13 protein-coding genes and 1 tRNA gene are annotated in these 20,495 nt (G+C 71.4%); 10 read left to right on the plus strand and 4 right to left on the minus strand.

What is annotated here, in order from left to right:
• The first annotated feature begins 5 nt into the window (after nucleotides 1–5).
• From CACI_RS02950 to CACI_RS49530, 4 genes are read left to right on the plus strand one after another with little or no spacing between them, the layout of a single operon-like run.
• Nucleotides 6–1,151 carry an ATP-binding protein gene (locus tag CACI_RS02950; protein WP_012784831.1) on the plus strand — a complete coding sequence of 382 codons (1,146 nt, stop codon included), beginning with the start codon at nucleotides 6–8 and terminating at the stop codon, nucleotides 1,149–1,151.
• Entirely contained in the window at nucleotides 1,151–3,661 is a 2,511-nt protein-coding gene (locus tag CACI_RS02955) for a DUF5682 family protein (protein ID WP_012784832.1), read from the plus strand. The genes CACI_RS02950 and CACI_RS02955 overlap by 1 nt, the downstream gene beginning before the upstream one ends.
• 50 nt (nucleotides 3,662–3,711) lie before the next feature.
• A complete protein-coding gene (locus CACI_RS02960; protein WP_049871448.1) occupies nucleotides 3,712–4,827 on the plus strand; it encodes a VWA domain-containing protein in 1,116 nt (371 codons plus the stop codon).
• Nucleotides 4,824–7,484, plus strand: a complete 2,661-nt coding sequence (locus CACI_RS49530; RefSeq protein WP_143765131.1) for an SWIM zinc finger family protein — start codon at nucleotides 4,824–4,826, stop codon at nucleotides 7,482–7,484. Before CACI_RS02960 ends, CACI_RS49530 begins: the two co-directional genes overlap by 4 nt.
• Nucleotides 7,485–7,558: 74 nt before the next feature.
• On the opposite strand, the gene CACI_RS02975 is transcribed toward CACI_RS49530, so the two are convergent.
• Entirely contained in the window at nucleotides 7,559–11,125 is a 3,567-nt protein-coding gene (locus CACI_RS02975) for a PAS domain-containing protein (protein ID WP_012784835.1), read from the minus strand.
• Between the two features lie 300 nt (nucleotides 11,126–11,425).
• On the opposite strand from CACI_RS02975, the gene CACI_RS02980 reads away from it, so the two are divergent.
• Nucleotides 11,426–11,516 (plus strand) — tRNA-Ser (locus CACI_RS02980).
• Nucleotides 11,517–11,833: 317 nt separating this feature from the next.
• On the plus strand, nucleotides 11,834–13,462 hold the full coding sequence (locus CACI_RS02985) for an alkaline phosphatase family protein (RefSeq protein WP_012784836.1): 1,629 nt from the start codon (nucleotides 11,834–11,836) through the stop codon (nucleotides 13,460–13,462).
• 10 nt (nucleotides 13,463–13,472) lie between these two features.
• Here the strand turns inward: CACI_RS02985 and CACI_RS02990 are convergent, their stop codons facing one another.
• Both CACI_RS02990 and CACI_RS02995 read right to left on the minus strand, forming a co-directional pair.
• Nucleotides 13,473–14,510 carry a carbon-nitrogen hydrolase family protein gene (locus CACI_RS02990; RefSeq protein ID WP_041540018.1) on the minus strand — a complete coding sequence of 346 codons (1,038 nt, stop codon included), beginning with the start codon at nucleotides 14,508–14,510 and terminating at the stop codon, nucleotides 13,473–13,475.
• Nucleotides 14,511–14,700: 190 nt separating this feature from the next.
• Nucleotides 14,701–15,723, minus strand: coding sequence for a DUF2804 domain-containing protein (locus tag CACI_RS02995; protein ID WP_041540019.1), 1,023 nt, complete (start codon nucleotides 15,721–15,723; stop codon nucleotides 14,701–14,703).
• 199 nt (nucleotides 15,724–15,922) lie between these two features.
• Between CACI_RS02995 and CACI_RS03000 the strand changes: the two genes are divergently transcribed.
• The 3 genes from CACI_RS03000 to CACI_RS03010 all read left to right on the plus strand — a co-directional run bounded on the left by CACI_RS03000 (nucleotide 15,923) and on the right by CACI_RS03010 (nucleotide 18,690).
• Nucleotides 15,923–16,315 carry a DoxX family protein gene (locus CACI_RS03000; protein WP_012784839.1) on the plus strand — a complete coding sequence of 131 codons (393 nt, stop codon included), beginning with the start codon at nucleotides 15,923–15,925 and terminating at the stop codon, nucleotides 16,313–16,315.
• Between the two features lie 110 nt (nucleotides 16,316–16,425).
• Nucleotides 16,426–17,742: a sensor histidine kinase gene (locus CACI_RS03005; protein ID WP_049871450.1), complete on the plus strand. Its 1,317-nt coding sequence runs from the start codon at nucleotides 16,426–16,428 to the stop codon at nucleotides 17,740–17,742.
• Between the two features lie 300 nt (nucleotides 17,743–18,042).
• The gene (locus CACI_RS03010) at nucleotides 18,043–18,690 is read left to right on the plus strand and encodes a response regulator (RefSeq protein WP_012784841.1); all 648 of its coding nucleotides are present in this window, start codon (nucleotides 18,043–18,045) and stop codon (nucleotides 18,688–18,690) included.
• Between the two features lie 68 nt (nucleotides 18,691–18,758).
• Here the strand turns inward: CACI_RS03010 and CACI_RS03015 are convergent, their stop codons facing one another.
• Entirely contained in the window at nucleotides 18,759–19,520 is a 762-nt protein-coding gene (locus CACI_RS03015) for an SDR family oxidoreductase (RefSeq protein WP_012784842.1), read from the minus strand.
• 95 nt (nucleotides 19,521–19,615) lie between these two features.
• Between CACI_RS03015 and CACI_RS03020 the strand changes: the two genes are divergently transcribed.
• Nucleotides 19,616–20,083: an RrF2 family transcriptional regulator gene (locus CACI_RS03020; protein ID WP_012784843.1), complete on the plus strand. Its 468-nt coding sequence runs from the start codon at nucleotides 19,616–19,618 to the stop codon at nucleotides 20,081–20,083.
• The last annotated feature ends 412 nt before the right edge of the window (nucleotides 20,084–20,495 follow it).

Consider the following 20,495-nt stretch of genomic DNA (forward strand, 5'->3'; position numbering starts at 1 on the left):
GCACAGTGACCGCCAAGCACACCGCCGGAACGGCTGCGGCGCAGTACTCCCCGGGCGCAGACCCGGGCGGCAAGCGCGTCCAGCGCCCGGCCGCCGAGGTCCGCTACGCCGCCGAGCTGGCTCAGTTGGCCGCCGACGACCAGGGCGAGCGGCCGCCCGGCTGGGCGCTGAGCCTGCGCGCGGCGCGGCGCTTCATCCTCGGCGACGAGCAGGCCGGCATCAGCCGCAAGTTCGTCGGCGACCCCTCGCTGATCGACCGCGCGCTGGTCTCGCTGGCGACCAGCAGAGGCCTGATGCTCGTCGGCGAGCCCGGCACGGCCAAGTCGCTGCTGTCGGAGCTGCTGGCGGCGGCGGTCAGCGGCGACTCGACACTCACCGTGCAGGGCGGCGCGGCGACCACCGAGGACCAGATCAAGTACTCGTGGAACTACGCGCTGCTGGTCGCCGACGGTCCCTCGACGAAATCGCTGGTACCGGCGCCGCTGTACCGCGGGATGACCGAGGGCCGGGTGGTGCGGTTCGAGGAGATCACGCGCTGTCCGTTGGAAGTGCAGGACTGCTTGCTCTCGCCGTTGTCGGACCGCGTGATGGCGGTCCCGGAGCTCACCGGCGAGGACGCGCTGGTCTTCGCCCGCGAAGGCTTCAACATCATCGCCACGGCGAACACCCGCGACCGCGGCGTGAACGAGATGAGCGCGGCGCTGAAGCGGCGCTTCAACTTCGAGACCGTGTTCGCGATCAGCGATTTCGCCACCGAACTCGCGCTCGTCGAGCAGGAGGCGACGCATCTGTTGCAGGGCTCCGGCGTCACGGTCCCGCCGCGCCGGGATGTGTTGGAGGTGCTGGTCACCGCGTTCCGCGAACTGCGCGGCGGCAAAACCGAGCGCGGGGACGCGATGGAGCGGCTCTCTTCGGTGATGAGCACCGCCGAGGCGGTCTCGGTGGCGCACGCGGTGGGTCTGCGCGGCTGGTTCCTGCGCGGAGACGCCGGGAGCGCCTCGGACATCGTGGAGTGCCTGGCCGGTACCGCGGCTAAGGACAACAACGACGACTTGGCCAAGCTGCGCACGTATCTGGAGCAGCACGCGCAGCGGCGCAAGGGCGACCAGTGGCAGGAGCTCTATGACGCCCGGCACCGGCTGCCCGGGTGATGACGTCCTCTGAGAAGGTGTCCGGGACCTTGGCTGAGCACGCGATCGGGGATGGGACTGAGGGCGTTGTCGGGAACGTGATCGGGAACGTGATCGGGAACGTGATCGGGAACCTGACCGTCATCGGCGTCCGGCACCACAGCCCGGCGTGCGCGGGACTGGTCCGCGAGGCGATCGAGCGGCTGCGGCCGGCGCACGTGCTCATCGAGGGCCCGTCGGACATGAACGACCGGATCGGGGAGTTCCTGCTCGGCCACGAGCTGCCGGTCGCGGTGTTCACCTCGGTGCGGGTCGGCTCGTCCGCGCGCGGCTCGTGGTCGCCGTTCTGCGCGTACTCGCCGGAATGGGTCGCGCTGACCGAGGGCACGCGGGCCGGCGCCGAGGTGCGCTTCATCGACCTGCCGGCCTGGCATCCGGCGTTCTCGGTGCTGACCAACCGGTACGCCGACGCCGAGCTGCGGTTCACCGAGGTGGTGGACGAGCTGTGCCGGCAGTTCGGCATGGACAACATCGACACGCTGTGGGACCACATCGCGGAGATGGAGGCCGGGCAGACCTCGGCGGCCGAGCTCGGCGAGCGGTTGAACACGTACTTCGACCTGGTGCGGACGGCTTCTGAGGCGGACCGGCAGCCGGGTGGGGGTTCTGGCACGGATTCGGACGGCGGTCCGAGCGGCGATCCCGGCGGTGGTCTTGGCGGTGATCCCAGCGGTGATTCAGGCGGTGACTCGAGCGAGCTGACCTCGGACGAGATCCGCGAGGCGTACATGGCGCGCTGGATCTCGGGGGCACTGCGGCAGAGCCCTGACAGGCCGGTCCTGGTGGTGTGCGGCGGGTTCCACCGGCCGGCGCTGATGCGGCTCGCGGCCGAGGCGCTGTCGCGTCCCGGCGATGCCGCGTGGCCGAAAGCCGAGCCGGCGCCTGCGGAATCCACCGCCAGCTACCTCGTTCCCTACTCGTTCAAGCGCCTCGACTCCTTCGACGGCTACCAGTCCGGCATGCCGTCGCCGGGGTACTACCAGCGGCTGTGGGAACTGGGACCGAGCGGCGCGGCCGCGGCGCTGACCGAGGACGTCGTGCTGCGGCTGCGCAAGCGCAGCCAGCGGGTCTCGACCGCCGACCTCATCGCGGCGCGGGTCAACGGCGAGGGCTTGGCAGCCGTGCGGGGACACCGGTATCCGGCTCGCGCTGACCTGCTCGACGGCCTGGTCTCGGCGCTCGTCACCGAGGCGCTGGACCAGCCGCTGCCGTGGACCGGCCGCCGGCTGCTGGCGCCGGGGACGCATCCGGCGGTCGTGGAGATGGTCGCGGCGCTGTCCGGCGACCAGGTCGGACGGCTGCATCCCGACACGCCGCTGCCGCCGCTCGTGCACGACGCCGAGGCGGAGTTGGAGCGGCACGGGCTGGCGGATAAGAAGTCTGCGACGCTGGACCTGACCGTTGACAGCGAACGGGAATCCTCGCGGCTGTTGCACCGTCTCAGGGTTCTGCGCATCCCCGGCTACGACCGGGTCTCGGGACCGGATCCGGCGGCCGAGGACAGCACGTTCACCGAGGAGTGGCGGATCACCACCGAGCGGGACCGGCTTGCCGCGCTGATCGAGGCCGGGGGATACGGTCCGACCGTCGAGCTGGCGGCGACGGCGCGGCTCGGGGAGCGCGTGCAGGGCGGCGGAGGCCTGGAGGCGGCGGCGCTGGCGCTTTTCGACGCGGTGCTGTGCGGGATCGAGGACCTGTCGCAGGAGGTGCTGGGCTCGTTGTCGCAGTCGGTGGGCGCCGGCAACGACGTCGAGCCGCTGGGGGAGGTGCTGGCGGCCGTGCTCGGCTTGTGGCGGCACGACCAGCTGCTCGCGGCTCAGGAGTCTGCGACGCTCGGGACGGTCATCGACGCTTCGGTGGACCGGCTGTTGTGGCTGGTGGAATCGGCGCCGGGAGCTGCGGGGGCGCCTGCTCAGCCGCGCCGGATCGCGGCCGTGCGCTCGGTGCGGGACGCCGTCCGGCACGCGGCGGCACGGCTCGAGCTGGACACGGTGCGTGCGCTGGAGGTCATGGCGCGCATCGCGGACAACGCGGAGGCCGCCCCGGATCTGCGCGGTGCGGCGTTCGGCTTCGGCTGGTCGCTGGGCACGCCGCCGCCGGATGCCGAGCGCACGATCCGTGCCGCCGGGAGCCCGGCGAGCCTCGGGGACTGGCTCGGCGGGCTGTTCGCGCTGGCGCGGGAGCAGTGTCTGGAGGAGGCGTCGGTGCTGCCGGTGCTGAACGATCTCGTTACGGCGATGACGGATCGGGACTTGTTGGTGGCTCTGCCGGCACTGCGGCAGGCGTTCGGCTACTTCCCGCCGCGCGAGCGGGAGACGATCGCCGGGCAGGTGCTGCGGCTGCACGGGGTCGAGGACTCGGTGCGGTCGCTGGTGCGGGCCAAGATCGACGATCCGGTCGCCCTGGCGCGGGGACGGGAGCTGGACAGCCATGTGCAGGCGGTGCTGGAGCGGGAGGGGCTGATCCGGTGAACGCGGTTTCCCAGGATCCTGAGACGGCCGCGGCGCTAGAGCGGTGGCGGATGATCCTCGGCGCGCCGGCGTCCGCGGGCATGCCGCTCAGCGACGGGAACGCTGCGCGCGACGCGGCGTTGGACTGGCTGTACGGCCGGGACGACGAGCTGGCGCGGCGCGGCGTCCGCAAGGGCGGCGCGGCGGACAGCGGCGGACCGAAGGGCGCCGGCGGCAGCGCGGATTCGGTGCTCACCACCGTCGACTGGCTGGACGGGATCACGCGGCTGTTCCCGAAGGAGACCGTCGAGCGGCTGACCCGCGACGCCGTCGACCGGTATCAGATCCATGACATCGTCACCGACCCGAAGGTGCTGGAGCGCGTCGAGCCGAGCCCGGCGCTGCTGAAGGCGGTGCTGCGGACCAAGCACCTGATGGATCCGAAGGTGCTGGAGCTGGCGCGCAAGCTGGTCTCCGCGGTGATCGCCGAGCTGATGCGCAAGCTGGCGACCGAGGTGCGCGTGTCGTTCTCCGGGACCCGGCTGCGCCGTCCGTCGCAGGTGCGGCTGGCGCGCAACTTCGACGTGAAGCGCACCCTGCGCGGCAACCTCGGCCACTACCAGCCGGAGGAGCGCAAGCTCTACATAGAGGACGCGCACTTCTTCACCCGCTCGCGCCGCCACGTCGACAACTGGCAGGTGATCCTGCTGGTCGACCAGTCGGGCTCGATGGTCTCGTCGGTCATCCACTCGGCGGTGACGGCCGCCTGCCTGTGGGGACTGCCGGGCGTGCGCACGCACCTGGTCGCGTTCGACACGTCGGTGGTGGACCTGACCAGCGACGTCACCGACCCGGTGGAATTGCTGATGAAGGTCCAACTCGGCGGCGGCACCGACATCGCCAAGGCCGTGACCTACGCCGGCGACCTGGTCGCGAACCCCCGCCGCACCATCGTGGCCCTGATATCAGACCTCTACGAAGGCGGCAGCGAAACCAACCTCCTGCGCGGCGCCCGCTCCCTGATCGAGCAAGGCTGCCGCTTCCTAGCCCTGTGCGCCCTCGACGAGGAAGCCAACCCCGCCTTCAACCGCGACCTGGCCGAACGCCTCGCGACCCTCGGCGCCCAAGTCGGCGCCATGACCCCCGGCGAACTCGCGGCGTTCGTAGCGGAGGCAGTGAACTCATGACCCCCCGAGCGGACCTCCTCGCCCTCACCGAGGACGCCCTCGTCTCCCTGACCAACCGCGGCCTGTACAAGCGCGCAGCAAAGGAGGTCGCCGCCGGCACAGGACCCTCCATCACCGAGGACGCCGATGCCGTCCGCGGCACCTTCCCCGACGGCGTGATCTGCGCCCTACCCCTCGGCGGCCTGGAAGCAGCAACCTGCACCTGCGGCGCACCAGGCACCTGCCGCCACGTCGTCGCGGTGGTACTGGCCTACCGCGCCACCGCATCGGACGCCCCGGACGCATTCGAGGACTGGTCCCCAGCCGAATTCACCGACACCCAACTGGAAACCCTCCTCGGCAAACGCACCTTCACCACAGCCACCCGCCGCCTCACCACCGGCTACCTAGCCCGCGTCCACAAGGCCACCCCCACCGAACCGGCCCCCTGGGTCGAACTCCCCAACTGCTCAGTCCGCTTCCTCGTCCCCCACGACCTCGCCTACGCCCGCACCGACGCCCGCGACACCAAGGAAGCCATAGCCCTAGCCGTATGGGCCTGGCGCGCCTGGGAGGCCCGCAAGCAGACAACAGGCGAGCCGGAGGACCGCCACTTCGCCGTCGGCGGACCGGAGGAGAGCGCGGCGGCTGATCGCGCGGGCAGGGCAGGCGCGGGCACGATCGGCGCGAGTGATGTCGGCGAGCTGCGGCCAGCTGCCGGTGCGGCGAAACCAGGCGCTAGCGCGGGCTCGGGTGGCGCGGGCGACACAAATGCGAGTGGTGGCGGCCGCTATGTGGCCGCTGCCGACTTGAACTCAGGCGTGGGAGGCGCGGGCTCAGGCGGCGCCAGCAGGACAGATGCAAGTGATGGCGGCGCGAGGTTGGCGGCTGGCGGCGCGAGCGGCACAGGCTCGGGTGATGGCGTCGAGGACCAGGTGGCTGCGGGTGCGAACTCTGGTGCTGGCGTTGCGGGATCGGCTGGCGTTGGCGGGACAAATGCGAGCGATGGCGGCGAGCTGCGGGCGGCTGCCGGTGCGGCGAACTCAGGCGCTGGCAGTGCGGGCTCGGGTGATAGCGGCGAGGACCAGGCGGCTGCAGGTGCGAGCTCTGGTGCTGGCGGCGCGGCGAACTCTGGTGCTGGCGGCGCGGGCTCGGGTCGTGGCGGCGAGCGGCTGGTTGCTGTTGGCGCGGGCTCGGGTCGTGGCGGCGAGCGGCTGGTTGCTGTTGGCGCGGGCTCGGGCGTTGGCGGTGTTAGCTCAGGCGGCGTGAACTCGCGTGCTGCTGGCGCGAGCTCGGGTGCTGGCGGTGCTGGCTCGGGTGTGGATGGTGTTCCGGAACCGAGCGGCAGCGGTAGCCAGGCAGATGAAGCTGGTGTGGCTGAACCGCTCGGCTCTGCTGTTGATTTGGCTGCCGATATCTTTCTTACCGGCGTCTCGAACTTGGCTGCCGGGTTTACGCCGCGGCTGGCTCGGGTGCGGCGGGATCTTGAGGGGGCGGGGTTTCGGTGGGTGGTGCTTGCGGCTGAGGATTTGGCTGATCAGTTGGCTGCGCATGCTGGGCGGGGGGCGCGGCATCAGCAGGTCCTGGTCGCGGATCTGCTCGCCGAACTCGTTGCGCGCGCTCGGGTTGCGGGGGCGGCGGTGGGGCAGCCTCGGTCGCGGGTGTTGGGGACTGGGGAGGCGGCTGAGGTGGCGTTGCGGCGGTTGCGGTTGACCGCGCTGGGGTGTCGTGTGCAGGCGGTGGGGGAGGATCGCAGGGCTCTGGTTTTTCTTGCTGATCCTGCTGCGGGGATTGTGCTGACGCTTGATGGTCGGTATCAGGGTGCGGCTACGGGTGCTGATCTGGCCGGGCGGCGGTTGGCGGGGAGCACCGTTGGCGTGTTGGCCGGCGGCAATGTTGTGACCGAGACTGCGCATCGGCGTGCTGATCGGCGGTTGCGGTTGGCTGTGAATCGGGTCGCGCGGACGACCGTCAGTCAGTCCGGTGGCGCCTGGAGTCATCTGCCCAGCACGTTGTTGGCGCGCGATCTTGATGCGCTGGCTGCCGAGTTCGATCGGCTGCCGCCGCGTCTGGTGCGGCCGCGGGTCGATGCCGAGGACGTTCGGGTGGTGGAGATCGCAGAGGTCGAACATCTCTGGTACGAGCCCGGCAGTCAGCGGCTGACCGCCGTGGTGCATGGTGTGGCGGGCGGTACGGCGCGCGTCGTCTCCGAGCATCGCGCCATAGCGCCCGGCGCGCTTGATGCACTGGCTGAGGCGTTGCATCGCGAGCCGCGCTACATTTCCGCGACCGTGCGGCGGGGGCGGGGCGGCTTGGTGCTGACGCCGATCGCGGTGGTCGCCGACGGGCGCGTCGTCGTGCCCGATCTGGCGTTCGGCGACGGGTCCAAGGATCTCGACGACGGCGTCGCGCCGACCCCCGACCCCCTCACCGCGGCTATCGAGAGCGCCGTCGAGCTGCTCGCCGAGATGGCGCACCGGGGTGCGCGGCGGCTGCCGCAGTCGTTCGGGACGCGCCTGGACGCGACCGCCGAGCGGCTCGACGGCGCCGGGCTCGGACGCTGCGCCGCCGATCTTCGTGGCCTGAATCGCCTGCTCGGTCCAGACCCGGGACGTCCGGCGTTCGACGCGTGGGCTGACGCCGCGATCCGCCTGATTACGACAGCGGAACTGCGCTGAGAGGGTACGGCGCCGACCGATCGAAAACCCGCCGCCGACGCCACACCCATGCGCGTCGGCGGCGATCCGCCACCTCAGTCCGCGATCTTGCCCATCAGGTCACCGATCCGCTGCGCCGGCTCCGGTCCGACCTCGCGGTCGACCAGGTGCACCACGGCCTCGCCGGAGCGGAGCGCGCGCAGCGTGCCGGCGTCGGCGGTCATCGCCGCCGGGACCGTGTACAGCACCGTCGGCGCCAGGTGCAGCCGCTCGTACTTGCGCAGCCAGTCGATGACGCCGGAGCGCCGCCGCCGCACCAGCGACATGTCCATGACGATCAGCTGCGGATGCTCGGCGACCAGGGCCGCCATCGCGTCGTTCTCGCTGGCTGCCTGGACCACGCGCATCCCGTCCCGCTCCAGCGAGATCGCGAAGCTGGCCGCCAGATCCGGGTTCTCCTCGATCAGCAGCACCCGCGGCGCCGCCACCTGCTCCGGTGTCAGAGCCCTGAGTAGCGCGGACGGATCGGCGCCACGCCGTGCGGTCGCCGACATCGCCGCGGCCGGAACAGCGCCGAGCCCGGCGGTGACGAACAGCGGGATGCCCGAGTCGGCCGCCGCGGCGCGCAGCGTGTGCAGCGCGGCCCGCGTCACCGGCACGCCGACGGGGTCCGCCAGCAACGCCACCGGCCGCGCGGTCCCGGTCTCGCTCAGCTGCGCGGGCGCCTTCAACGCGGTCGGCGCGTACCCCTGCGCGGCCAACACCTGCTCCGCGCCGATCTCCGGCGTCGGCCAGACCAGCAGCGTCGGCGGGTTCCCGGGCTCGTTCGCACCCGGCGGCGGCCACGCCTCGCCACCGGCCGGATCCGGTTCCTCCGGATTCGGCCACGCCTGCGGCTCGCTCATCGCGGGCTTCGGCGCCGCGAACGGCGAGGGCGGCAGGGCACCGAACGGCGAGGCGGCGGCCGCCTCACCGAGGAATGGCGCGGGTGTCTGGATCGGCGCCTGTGCCTGCGGCGGCTGTGGACTTGATTGAGGCTGAGGTTGAGCCGGCTGCGGCACCGCGAGCCCGAACCCCGAACCCTGCACCTCACCGAAAGGTGACGGCGCCGAGCTGTCGGTCAGGAAAGGAGCAGGCGGCGGCGGACTGGCCGGCATCGGCGGGAATCCGCCGGACTGGCTCCCGTTCACCGCGTCCGAACCGCGCGCACCGCTGCCGAACACGCCATCCGTCGGGGACTGGCTGCCGAAGCCCGGCATCTCGCCGAACGGAGACAGCGGATTCGCCACCGGGAACACGTCGCCCCGGCTGTCGCCCGCGAACGTCGTCTCCGCCGACTGCTTGGCCGGCGCCTCGCCGAACACGTCCGGGAACTGAGGCAGCCCGCTGTCGCGCGGCTCCAGGCTCGCGGCGTCGGTGTGGTGGCCGTGCCGTCCGCCGACGCCGAGCGGGTTCGCATCCGCCCCGGCCGCGCTGCCGCCGGGCACCTCGTCGCGGAACAGCGGTTGCGCTGGGTCCGGACCGTAAAGGCTTCCCGTGCCGACCGCCCGCGGCGCGCCGAACTGGGAGTCGCCGCCGTCGAGCTCGCGGAACACCGGCGCGCCGTAGAGCGAAGCAGCCTGCTGGGCCTCCGGGGTGAAGTTCCCCGACGTCGCCAGCGCCGCCTCGTCCTGGTACGAGCCGGACGTGCGCAGCACCGCGTCGGCCGCGGGCTCGACGTGCTGGATCAAGTAGTTGTCACCGGCCGCCTGCTGGGACGCGCGCCGGCGTCCTCGCGGCACCGTCTCGGTCGAGCCCGAACCCGAGCCCGAACCCGAGCCGGAACCCAAGCCCGAACCCGAACCGGAACCGGACGTCGATCCGCTCCCGCTCCCAGTCCCGAGTCCCACTCCCGACCCCGGTGGTGCCAGCCCTCCCGAGCCGTTCGCCGCCGCCGCCGAAGCTGAAGCCGCCGACGACGCTGCCGAGCGTTCCTCCATCGGCGCGATCTGCCGAGGGATGGTGGTCGTCGTGGCCGCGGCCGAATCCATCCGCCGCCGCCCGCTCTGCCCGCTCGGGTCCGCGGACTCGATCTCCCGCACTATCGGGATGATCCGCGTCTCCTCGACCAGGTTGCGCGACGCCGACGAGCCGCCGGAGGCCAGCTCGTTCTCGCCCTCGGGACCGACCGGAAGCTCGATCACATAGGTGACGCCCTTGCCGTCGACACGGTGCACGGTCAGCTGACCGCCGTGCCGCTCCACCACGGTGCGCGCGAAGCCCAGGTGCTCGGGAACGCCCGCGACCTCCGCGCCGCGCACCTCGATGCGGGCGATGGGCCCGCGGCGCGCCGCGGCGACCACGACGGTGGAGCCCGGGGGAGAGGCCTGGACGGTGTCCACCAGCAGGTGGCGCACCGCCTGGGTCATCCGGTCGGCGTCGATCACGACCTCGGCCGGACCGGTGTGCACGGCCAGGTCGATGCCCGCCGCGCCGGCCAGGTCGGTCGCGGCGTCGGTGGCCGCGTGCACTATCCGGCCCAGCTCGGCGGGGCGCTTGCGCAGGCCCGTCGGGCCGGCCGCGGCGTCGAGCAGCTCCTCGACCAGGCGCGCGGCCTCGGCGAGTTCGGCGGTGACGTGGGCCAGCTGGTGGCGGACCGAGGGGGTCAGCCCTTCGCCGGAGTTCGCCAGCCGGGCCAGGCCGTTGCGAGCGGCGTCCAGCGGGCGTTGCAGGCTGCTGAGTGCCTCCGCGCTCGAGCCGAGCCCGCTGGCGCCGACGCCGGCGCCGTTCATCCCCCCGAAAGCGTTGGCGCCGCTGAAGGCACCGAGGCCGGGGTGGCCGGGCACGCCGTTGGGCTGCTGCGGCGCCTGGACCGCCGGAAGCCGGAAGCGCGAGAGGTCCACGAAGGTGACGACCGCGCCGACCAGCGCGTCGTCCTCCATCACCGGCGCGGTCGAGAGCTCGACCGGCACGGTGCCGCCGCCCTTGGCGACCAGGTGCAGCCCGGCTTCGCTGCCGAGCCGGTGCTTGCGGCCGGTCCGCAGGGTGTCGGCGACCGGCGAGGGCTCGCCCGGGGCGGAGCCGCCGATCAGCGCGTCGAACTCCAGGCCGCCGAGTTCGGAGGCGCGGTATTTCAGGACGCGCGCGGCAGCCGGGTTCACCAGCACCACGCGGCCGGCGGTGTCCACGCCGACGATGCCCTCGCTGGCGGCGCGCAGGATCAGTTCGGTCTGGCGTTGTTGACGGCGCAGCTCTGCCTCGGCGTCGGCGACCCCGGAGACGTCGCGGACGACCACGACCTCCAGGCCGCCGTGCCCGGCCGGCAGGAAGGAGCGCACGACCTCGGCCGGGAAGCCCGAGCCGTCGGCCAGCTTGGCGACCATGCGCGTGGGCACCCCGGCATCGCTGCCGGACACCGAGCCCGGGCCGGACTCGCCCGGATCGGTCCACACCCCGGCGGTCGGGTCGGGGGAGGCGACCCGCGCCAGCGCGGTGCCGAAGCCGGAGAGAAGATCAGTGACGGGTCGGCCGACCAGCGGCGCGTTCGGCGCCTCGAACCAGCCCACAGCCACGGCGTTCGCGTTGACCACGCGCCCGCCGCCGTCGACGAGCAGCAGCGCCTCGGGCAGCGAGTCGAGTATCGCCGCCAACCGGGCGACACCCCGCACCGGTGAACGGTCCATCCAGCCGTGGCCCTCCTCGTGGCGTGCGTCAGGCGCCACTACCCCCGCGAGCGACAGGTACTCGTCGCCGGGCCCACCATCCCGCCCCACACCGGCACCCGAGGGCAGCGGCAGAGGAAGAAAAGGTGGCGATGGTCACCGATAGGCGACTATCCCACAAGCACCCCGAGCACGTCTCCCCCGCCCGGCGAGATCAACGTCTTCCCACCACCCCCGGCAAAGGCTTTTGTCTCCAGTGGGACGACCGGGTACGCTATCGCCGACCGTACAACCGCCGGTGACCCGGCGGAGGTGGGTTTTGGAGGCGTCGCCTAGTCCGGTCTATGGCGCCGCACTGCTAATGCGGTTTGGGGCTTAAACCCCATCGAGGGTTCAAATCCCTCCGCCTCCGCACTTGGCTGGCCCTTCGCTCGATCGAGCGAAGGGCCAGTTTTCTTTTTTTGAGCATTGTGCGGGCCGGGGTGCTCGTTCGGCCGGTCGGCGGGGGTGCGATGACCATCCGAACGAGGGATGGCGCTGCGAAGCGCGGCGTTCGGAATCCGTGTTCGGAATCCGTGTCAATACTGTGACGCTCGGCAGAGTGAGCGCTTCCGCTTCATCTGATCGTCGCCACCTCGACCGGTCGCAGAGCTTGTCAATACGCTCCGGATCGCTATGTTACTGACGCGTAGCGCGCTGCCATCGGAACCGTCTGCAACGGAGGACCCCGTGAGCGACCAGTCCGTACATCCAGAAGATCCGGAAAAGCCCGAAAAGCAAGATTTCAGCCGCCGGGATCTGATCGCCGGGTCGGCCGGGGCGCTCGGTGCCGCGGCGCTGGCCGGCGTCGGGGCGCACGGCGGGCAGCCGGGTGCTCAGCCCAGCGATGCGCAGAAGAGGCTCCTGGACACGGCGCTGGCGGCGTCGGCGAGTGGGGCGGCGAGTCTGAGCGACGTCGAGCATGTCGTGGTCCTGATGCAGGAGAACCGTTCGTTCGACCAGTACTTCGGGACGCTGTCGGGGGTGCGCGGGTTCTCCGATCCGGCCGTGCCGACGCAGACCGTCGGCGGGACCGAGTACACGGTCTTCAACCAGTTCGGGTTCGCGCCCGGCATCGGCGCTTCCGCGAGCGGCTACCTGCAGCCCTTCCAACTGGTCAGCAATCCGCCGTTGGAGAACGGGCAGACCACCAACGACGTCTCGCACAGCTGGGCCACGCAGCATCAGAGCTGGAACCACGGCGCGATGGACTCCTTCATCACCGCGCACCTGGCTGCCGACGGCGCCGCCAACGGCCCGGTGACGATGGGCTACTTCACGCGCCAGGACTTGGCGTTCTACCACGCGCTCGCCGACGCCTTCACGATCTGCGACGGCTACCACTGCTCGGTGCTCGGCCCGACCGACCCCAACCGGCTGATGCTGATGTCGGCGTCCATCGACCCCGAAGGTGCGCACGGCGGACCGGTCGTGGAGACGTTCAGCAACCGGATCGGCGAGACCGGCAAGCTGAGCTGGGAGACGATGCCGGAGCGGCTGCTGGCCGCCGGGGTGAGCTGGAAGGTCTACAACGACCCGATCGGCCTGCTCGCGCTGAGTCCGCTGCCGTACTTCAAGAACTACGACAACCCCTTCTCCCCCACCGGTCTGGAGCTGATCGGGCGCGGGCTGACGCCGAGCTATCCGCACGACTTCAAGTCCGACATCGCCGCTGGCAAGCTGCCCTCGGTGTCGTGGATCATCCCGCCGGTCGCGCAGTGCGAGCACCCGGCCGCGCCGCCCTACTACGGCGAGTACTTCGTCCAGGAGGTGCTGGCCGCGCTGGTGTCCAACCCGGAGGTGTGGGCGCGCACGGTCGTGTTCGTGGTCTACGACGAGAACGGCGGGTTCTTCGACCACGTCGCGCCGCCGACCGCGCCGGAGGGCACGGCCGGGGAGTGGCTGGCGACCCTGCCCTCGGCCGCCGGCGGCGTCGACGGCCCGATCGGGCTGGGCTTCCGCACCCCGGCGCTGGTGCTCTCGCCGTTCAGCGTCGGCGGCTACAAGTACTCCGGCACGCTGGACCACACCTCGGTGCTGCGGTTCATCGAGTCCCGCTTCGGCGTCGAGGTCCCGAACCTGACGGCCTGGCGCCGCGGCGTGACCGGCGACTTCACCGGCGCCCTGAACCTGACCGCGCCGGCGAACCCGGCGTTCCCGACGCTGCCGGTGGTGAACATCGGCGACACCTCGGTGGCCGAGCAGGCGGTGCTCAACGCGCTGGCGGGCACGTTGGACGTCGGCATCCCGTATCCGCTGCCGACGTCCAACAGCATGCCGTCGCAGGAGAGCACGCCTGCTCGGCCTTCCGTTCCCTAAGGGTCAAGCGTCAGAAGCGGCTTCGCGCCTCGCTGCGCGGATCCGCCACGACCCGGTGCTCCTCGTACAACCCGCTCCTCGCCTCGCGCCGCCACGGCCGCGCGTAGCGCACAGCGATCTCGACCTCTGCCGCGCCGTCGTCGATCTCCCCGACCACGACGGCGGCCGCGGTGGACGGCTCGCACCGTGCCGACCACGTCCCGTCCGGACCGAGCAACCCCGAGGGCGTGGCAGAGCCGACAGCCGCCGAACCCGCGAACGCCACCCACATCCCGTTCACAGCCGCGAGTCCTTGCGCCTCGGTCGCGAACGTCGGCGACTGCTCCGCCGGGGTGGACCCGGTCGTCGCGAACAGCACGCAGTCCACCCCCTGCTGTTCGTACGCCGCGAACAGCTCCGGGTAGTGCACTTCCATCCCGAGCAGGCAGCCGAACCGCACGCCGTCCACGTCGAACGTCACCGTCGCCGTGCCTGGCGCGTACATGTACGTCACCTTCGTCTTCGACAGCAGCCGCTCGTCATACCGCCCCGCGACCTCGCCGCGATCGGAGATCACATACAGGCTGTTGTGCGGCCGGTTCGGCGGCGTCAGGCGGTGCACGGAACCGAGCACCGTCCACAGCCGCAGCTCCCCGGCCAGTTCCGCGACCGCGCTCAGCTCCTCGCGCAGCACGTCCCACGCGAAGCGGGACCAGTCCGCCGGTCCCACCTCGTCCGGGAGCGAGGACACGATCCGCTTGTTCGGCGCGCACATCGCGCCCTCGGGGAAGAGCACGAGCCGCGCACCGTCGCGTGCCGCCTCCCGCATCAGCTTCCGTACTTGCTCTCCGGCGGCCCGCAGCCGGCCGGCGTCCCGCGGGTCCTCGACGAGCGTGGTCTGGGCGACCGCCACCCGGATGTGCTTCCTGCCTGCTGTCGTTGTTCGCTGATCCGACACCTCAGCTCCTCCTGAAGCTGCTCGGAAGTGCCGAAGCGCAGCGGTGTAGGACTCGCCGGTCTTGGCGGCGCGGGCACGCACCCGCGATTTGAACCGCTTGTTCGCTGTCATCCTCGGCCTTCCACGCTCCGAGCGGCGATCCCCCAGCGATCCGCCCGGAACGGCGGCACCTCGACAGCGACCTGAGACGGTGAGTCCCTTTGCCTCCGGTGATCGGGCCGTGCTGGGGACGGCCTTCGGAGGTTCGGCGTAGGTCACGCACTACGAATGCTAGCGCCGCGCTGCCTGAGCCTCCAGCGATTCACATGCGCGCGTCCATGCTTTCGCAGACGCCGTGCACGTCCTTCACCACGATGACCGTCCCGTCCTCGCCGCGCACGGTCCCGGCGTAGCGGCCGAACATCTGGAAGTAGTCGATCGCCACCACCCCGAGCTGGCGCTTGACGGACTTGCGGCCCTCAGGGGTGAAGACGACGTCCAGACGCCCGTCGGCGGAAGCGATCCGCCACGGCGCGGTCGAGTCGCCCGCCTGCTTGGTGAAGCGGATGTCCGACAACGCTTCGCAGGACCCTGGCGATCCCGGCATCCACAGACAGGATTCCTCCGGCTGCCCGGGCTCCTCCGGCCGTTTGACGAAGTTCGCCCCGACCAGCCCGTCCTCGGTCGGCGTCGCGAACGTCCCCCAGACCCAGCGGGTCCGGTACGGGAGCAGCGAGCGGTGCTCGTCGAGGACGGCCAGGTCCCGCTCGGGGGAGAAGGTGACCGACGTGTCGCCGAACCGGAGCGTCCCGGAGACCGGGTACAGCACCTTGTGCGTGTACATCTGCCCGCCGGGCAGCCGCGAACTCACCGACAGCGGCGCGCTGGCCGCGGTGGCGTCCAGGGTCAGATCGGCGGTGATCGCAGGCGCTTCGCCGCTCGCGGCGACGTCCACCGTGATGTGGTGCCGACCGGTGTGCTCGGAGAAGTCATAGGCGATGGAGTAGCCGGGCCGGTCTATCGCGCAGCTGTTGTCCATCAGGTTGTGCGGCAGGTTCAGCGAGCCGCCCCGCGCCGTCGCGGCGTGCTGATGCAGCACGGTCGCAGTCCGGTCGTAGACGTAGATCTCGGAACTGGCCAGATAGTGCGCGTCCTGCAAGATCAGCGAGGAGTAGACCTCAGGGTGCAGCAGCGTGAAACCGACCCACTCCTTCAGGCGCAACCGGCGGCGCGCCCGCGCCAGGCCTCGGTACTCGGCGAGCGGGTCCACGACAGTCGGGCGCGCCGACAGCCGGCCGTAGCGTCGGGTGCCGGAGACGACCAGGCGGTCATGATCAGCAGCCATGGGCGTAATGGTTGCCCCGGTCAGCGCTGGCGTCAAGACCAGGGCGATCGCTGTTACCGGACCATAAGCGGTGGCGCGCTTATGCGTGCGTCGCGCGGCGACCATGACCACGAGGGCGGCGTGCCACCCCGGGTGCTGTAGCTGACCGTTCTCGGCGTGTCCGTGTCACTAAAGGGTGATCGGCGCCGTCCGGAGAGCCATGAATGCTTTCCTGTGGGTCGTCCAGGCGTTGCTCGCCGCGTTGTTCCTGCTGTCAGGGTCGCTGAAATCGACGTGGCCGAAGGACCGCCTCATCGCCTCCGGTCAGACCGGCGTCACGCCCTTCCCGCTTCCGCTGCTCCGGTTCGCGGCCGTCTGCGAACTCTTCGCCGCCGCCGGTCTCATCCTTCCGCGCGCCGCCGGCATCGCGCCGGTGCTGACTCCGATCGCCGCCGTTGGACTCTGCTGCGTCATGGCTGGCGCGATCAGCAGTCATTGCTATCTGCTTCGTCGGGACGTGGCTGCCGGTCGGGGAAGGCGCGAGGCTGTGAACGTCGTGGCGACGACCGTCATCCTGGGGATGTGCGTGCTGGTGGCTGTCGGGCGGTCTTGAGCGCGCTTCTGAGTGCGAGCCAGAGTCCGAGCGCTGGGCGGTTAACCGAACCATGGACCTTCGTGTCTGCACGCTGGGTTGCGGGCCCGCGGTCGATCATGATGGTGGACATGCCCACCACGCTGCCGCAGTCCTTCGAGGACGCCGCTGAGTCCGAAGGGCCGCGGATCGGGTTCGTCGCGGCGGCGCTGTATCTCGTTGCCAGCTCGGTGTTGTGGGCGGTCGCGTTCGCGGGGGTCGGGGCGCTGCTGCTGCTCGGCGTGGTGATGTCGGTGACGCCGCTCGGGCCCTGGGTGCTGGCGGTGGCGGTGGCGGCGGCGCGGGGGTTCGGGGTGCTGTACCGGGGGTTGGTGCTGCGGCTGTTCGGGGAGCGGTTGGAGCCGCCCGCCGAGCGGACCGAGCGGGGGGCGCTGGCGTGGCGGCGTTTCATGCTCAGCGCGGACGGCGGCGGGTGGATGGAGGTCGCGTTCCTGTCCATGCGCGTGCCGGTCGCGCTGCTGAACCTGATCGTCGGCGTCGGGCTGTGGGTGTACGGGCTGCTGTGGGTGTTCTGGCCGCTGCTGCGGAACTGGGACGACCTGTATTCGCGCCAGCCGGACGGCACGGTCCGGCGCGGCATGCACATCTTCGGGTTCTGGTTCGACACGCTCCAGCGCTCGTTCCTGCTCACGGTCGTCGGGCTGCTGACCGTCGCGCTGGCGGCGTGGGTGGCGCGCAAGCTGGTGGCGCTGGACATGCGGTTCTATCGGGGGGCGCTCGGTTCGGGCCGGATGGAGGCGCGGGTGCGGGAGCTGGAGCGGACGCGCAGCTACGCGGTCGACGACTCGGCGGCGACGCTGCGCCGCATCGAGCGCGACCTGCACGACGGCGCGCAGGCCCGGCTGGTCGCGCTGGGGATGCAGCTGGTGATGCTGAAGGACAGCCTCGGTGGCGAGCAGGCGGACGACCCGCGCCTGGAGAGCAGCCGCGGATTGATCGACCAGGCGCAGGTGACGGCGAAGACGGCGATCGCCGAACTGCGCGACCTGGTCCGCGGCATCCACCCACCGACACTGGATCAGGGGTTGGAGACGGCGCTGCGGACGCTGACCGCGCACGGGTCCGTCCCGACCGAGCTGACGGTGCGGGTCCCGGACCCGCGTCCGGCAGCGGCGATCGAGACGATGGCCTACTTCTGTGCCGCCGAGCTGCTGACGAATGTCGCCAAGCACGGACAGGCGACGCGCGCGCTCGTGACGGTCCAGGCTGACGGTCGCCACCTCGTGCTGACGGTCGCCGACGACGGTCGCGGCGGGGCGCGGATCCAGCCGGGCGGCGGGCTGGCGGGGCTGGCGGACCGGGTCGGGACGGTGGACGGGTCGATCGAGGTCGACAGTCCCGAGGGCGGGCCGACGGTGGTGACGGTCGCGCTGCCGATGCGGGCTTGAGGGGGTGGGGCGGGGCACGGCGAGGGCGGGGCGAGGGCGCGGCACAGCGAGTGCACAGCGCGGCGCGGCGAGTGCGGGGTGGCGGGGCGCGGCGGGGCGGGGCGGGGCGCGAGTACGCGGCGCGGTAGGGGAGCGGCGAGTGCGGGGCGCTTCGCCAGGTCGGGGAGCAGCGAGCGCAAGGTGCTGAGTGGTCGCGCGCTACGGTGGTGGTCGCCTGACCCGCCGCCACTGCCACCACCACCGCCGCCACCGCCGCCACCGCCGCCACCGCCGCCACCGCACCGAAGGGCGACCACCACCGTGCGCATCGTCATCGCCGAGGACACCGCGATCCTGCGGGACGGCCTCGTGCAGCTGCTCAAGTCGCGCGGGCAGGAGGTGGCCGCCGCGGTCGGCGACGCGCCGGCGTTGCTGGCGGCGGTCGAGGAGCACCGTCCGGACGTCGCGGTCGTCGACATCCGGCTGCCTCCGGACCACACCGACGAGGGGGTGCGCGCCGCGGTCGAGCTGCGGCGGCGGCATCCGGATCTCGGCATCCTGATGTTCTCGCAGTACGTCGAGGCGCGGTTCGCGACCGATCTGCTCGCGCACAGCTCGAAGGGCGTCGGCTATCTGCTCAAGGAGCGCGTGGTCGACATCGACGACTTCATCGACGCGCTGACCCGGGTCGCGGCCGGCGGCACGGCGCTGGATCCGGAGGTCGTCACGCAGCTCGTCGGCGCGAACAGGCGGCCGGACCGGGCCGAGCGCCTCACCCCGCGCGAAGCGGAGGTGATGGCGCTGGTGGCCGAGGGCCGGACCAACGCCGCCATCGCCGGGACCCTGGTGATCGGCGAGCGCGCGGTCGAGAAGCACGTCGCGAACATCTTCACCAAGTTCGACCTGCCGCAGACCGACGTCGACCACCGTCGGGTGCTGGCGGTACTGCGGTATCTGGGAGTGGGCTGATCGCGTGGGCTGATCGCGTGGGCTGATCGAGCGGGCTGATCCCGGTTGGCTGAATCCAGTGCTGATCCCTACCGTCCGGCGGCTTCGCGCTCCTGCTCCAGCCAAGCCTCGAACGTCATCGGCGTGATGTGCGCGCCCTCGCCGGGCAGCATCACGTTCCCGGCCAGCGCGACGCCGAACAGCCCGCCGTCCCACGTCGGCACCAGCTTGACCGTCTCGCCACGCGCCTCGAGGGTCCGGCGCGCCAGGTCGACCATGTCCTGCGGGTCCGGCCCGGCGACGTCGGCGAACCGGCCCTGGGGCGTTCCGACGGCGACCATCGCGAGCACGTCGGCGACGTCCGCCGGTGCGATCGGCTGCAGCAGCAGCGGGGCGATCGGCGCGACGCCGTCCTGCGTGACCCAGCCGGCGACCATCGCCGGGAAGTCGTGGAACTGGGTGGCCGGCACGATCGTCCACGGGACGTTGCCCGCCTGGACCAGCCGCTCCTGCTCGCGCTTGCCGGCGTAGTGGGCGTTGCCCTCCACGCGGTGCACGCCGACGATCGACAGCAGCACGTGATGCCGCACCCCGGCGCGCTCCTCGGCGGCCAGCAGGTTCGCGGTCGCGCCGCCGAACCAGGCGACGGTCTCCTCCAGCGAGCCGACGGGCCCGTTGGTGGCGTCGACGACGGCGTCCACGCCGGCCAGCGCCTCCTCCAGCCCGGCGCCGCTGATCAGGTCCACACCCTGCTTGCGGCTGATCCCCACCACGTCGTGCCCGGCGCGCTCCAGCGCCGCGACAGTGCGGGTTCCGATGTTGCCGGTGGCGCCGGCGACGGCGATACGCATGAGAGATCTCCTTGGTCGTACGTGATCACAGGGTCGTGCCGCCGACTCTATCTCGGACTAAATAGATCCGCAATCTCTGAGATAGAATCGCCCCCATGAAGCTCCCGACCAGCACCGAATGGGTCCTGCACTGCGCCGCCACCCTGGCCCAGCTGCGACCCGCCGAAACCGCCTCGGCGGCACAGCTGGCCGCCTACTACGACCTGCCAGCGCCCTACCTGGCCAAACAACTCCAAGCCCTCACCCGCGCCGGCATCCTGTCCGCCACCACCGGCCCCCGAGGCGGCTTCCGCCTAGCCCGTGCGGCAAAAGACATCACCATGCTCCAAATCGTGGAGGCAGTGGACGGAGCAGCCGCACCCTACGAATGCCGCGAAATCCGCCAACAAGGCCGCGGCGGCCTAACCCCCGACGAGTGCCAAGAAACCTGCCCCCTCGCCCGCACCATGGCCGAAGCCCACACCGCCTGGCGCGCAAGCCTCACAGCAGTCTCACTCGCCGACATCCTCGCCGAACTACCCTCCGGCGCCCCCACGCGAACCCGCCGGATCTTGATGGGGTGACCGAGCGCGCGAGGGGCGAGAGAAGCTGATCGCGCACGCGCCGAACCCGCCGCCTTCAGGCGACTGACCGCGCACGCGGCGAACCCGCCGCCTTCAGGCGACTGATCGCGCACGCGCCGAACCCGCCGCCTTCAGGCGACTGATTGCGCACGTGCCGAACCCGCCGCCTTCAGGCGACTGACCGCGCGAGGGTCAGAGTGAGCGGATCGCGCACGCGCTGCTTCCGGCATCCAGCGTTCAGCACCAGATGCCTGGCTCGCTGCGGCCGGCCATGCGACTGATTGCGCGAGAGCAAGAAGCAGCTGATCGCCCTACCTATCCCCACCTCGCCGCACTCAGCCGCATTCAGGCGCATTCAGGCGCTACTTCTCCCGGTTCTCGCGCCCCTGCTCTCTGGCATCCAGAACCAGAT

It is taken from the genome of Catenulispora acidiphila DSM 44928, from assembly GCF_000024025.1.
Classification (GTDB): Bacteria; Actinomycetota; Actinomycetes; order Streptomycetales; family Catenulisporaceae; genus Catenulispora; species Catenulispora acidiphila.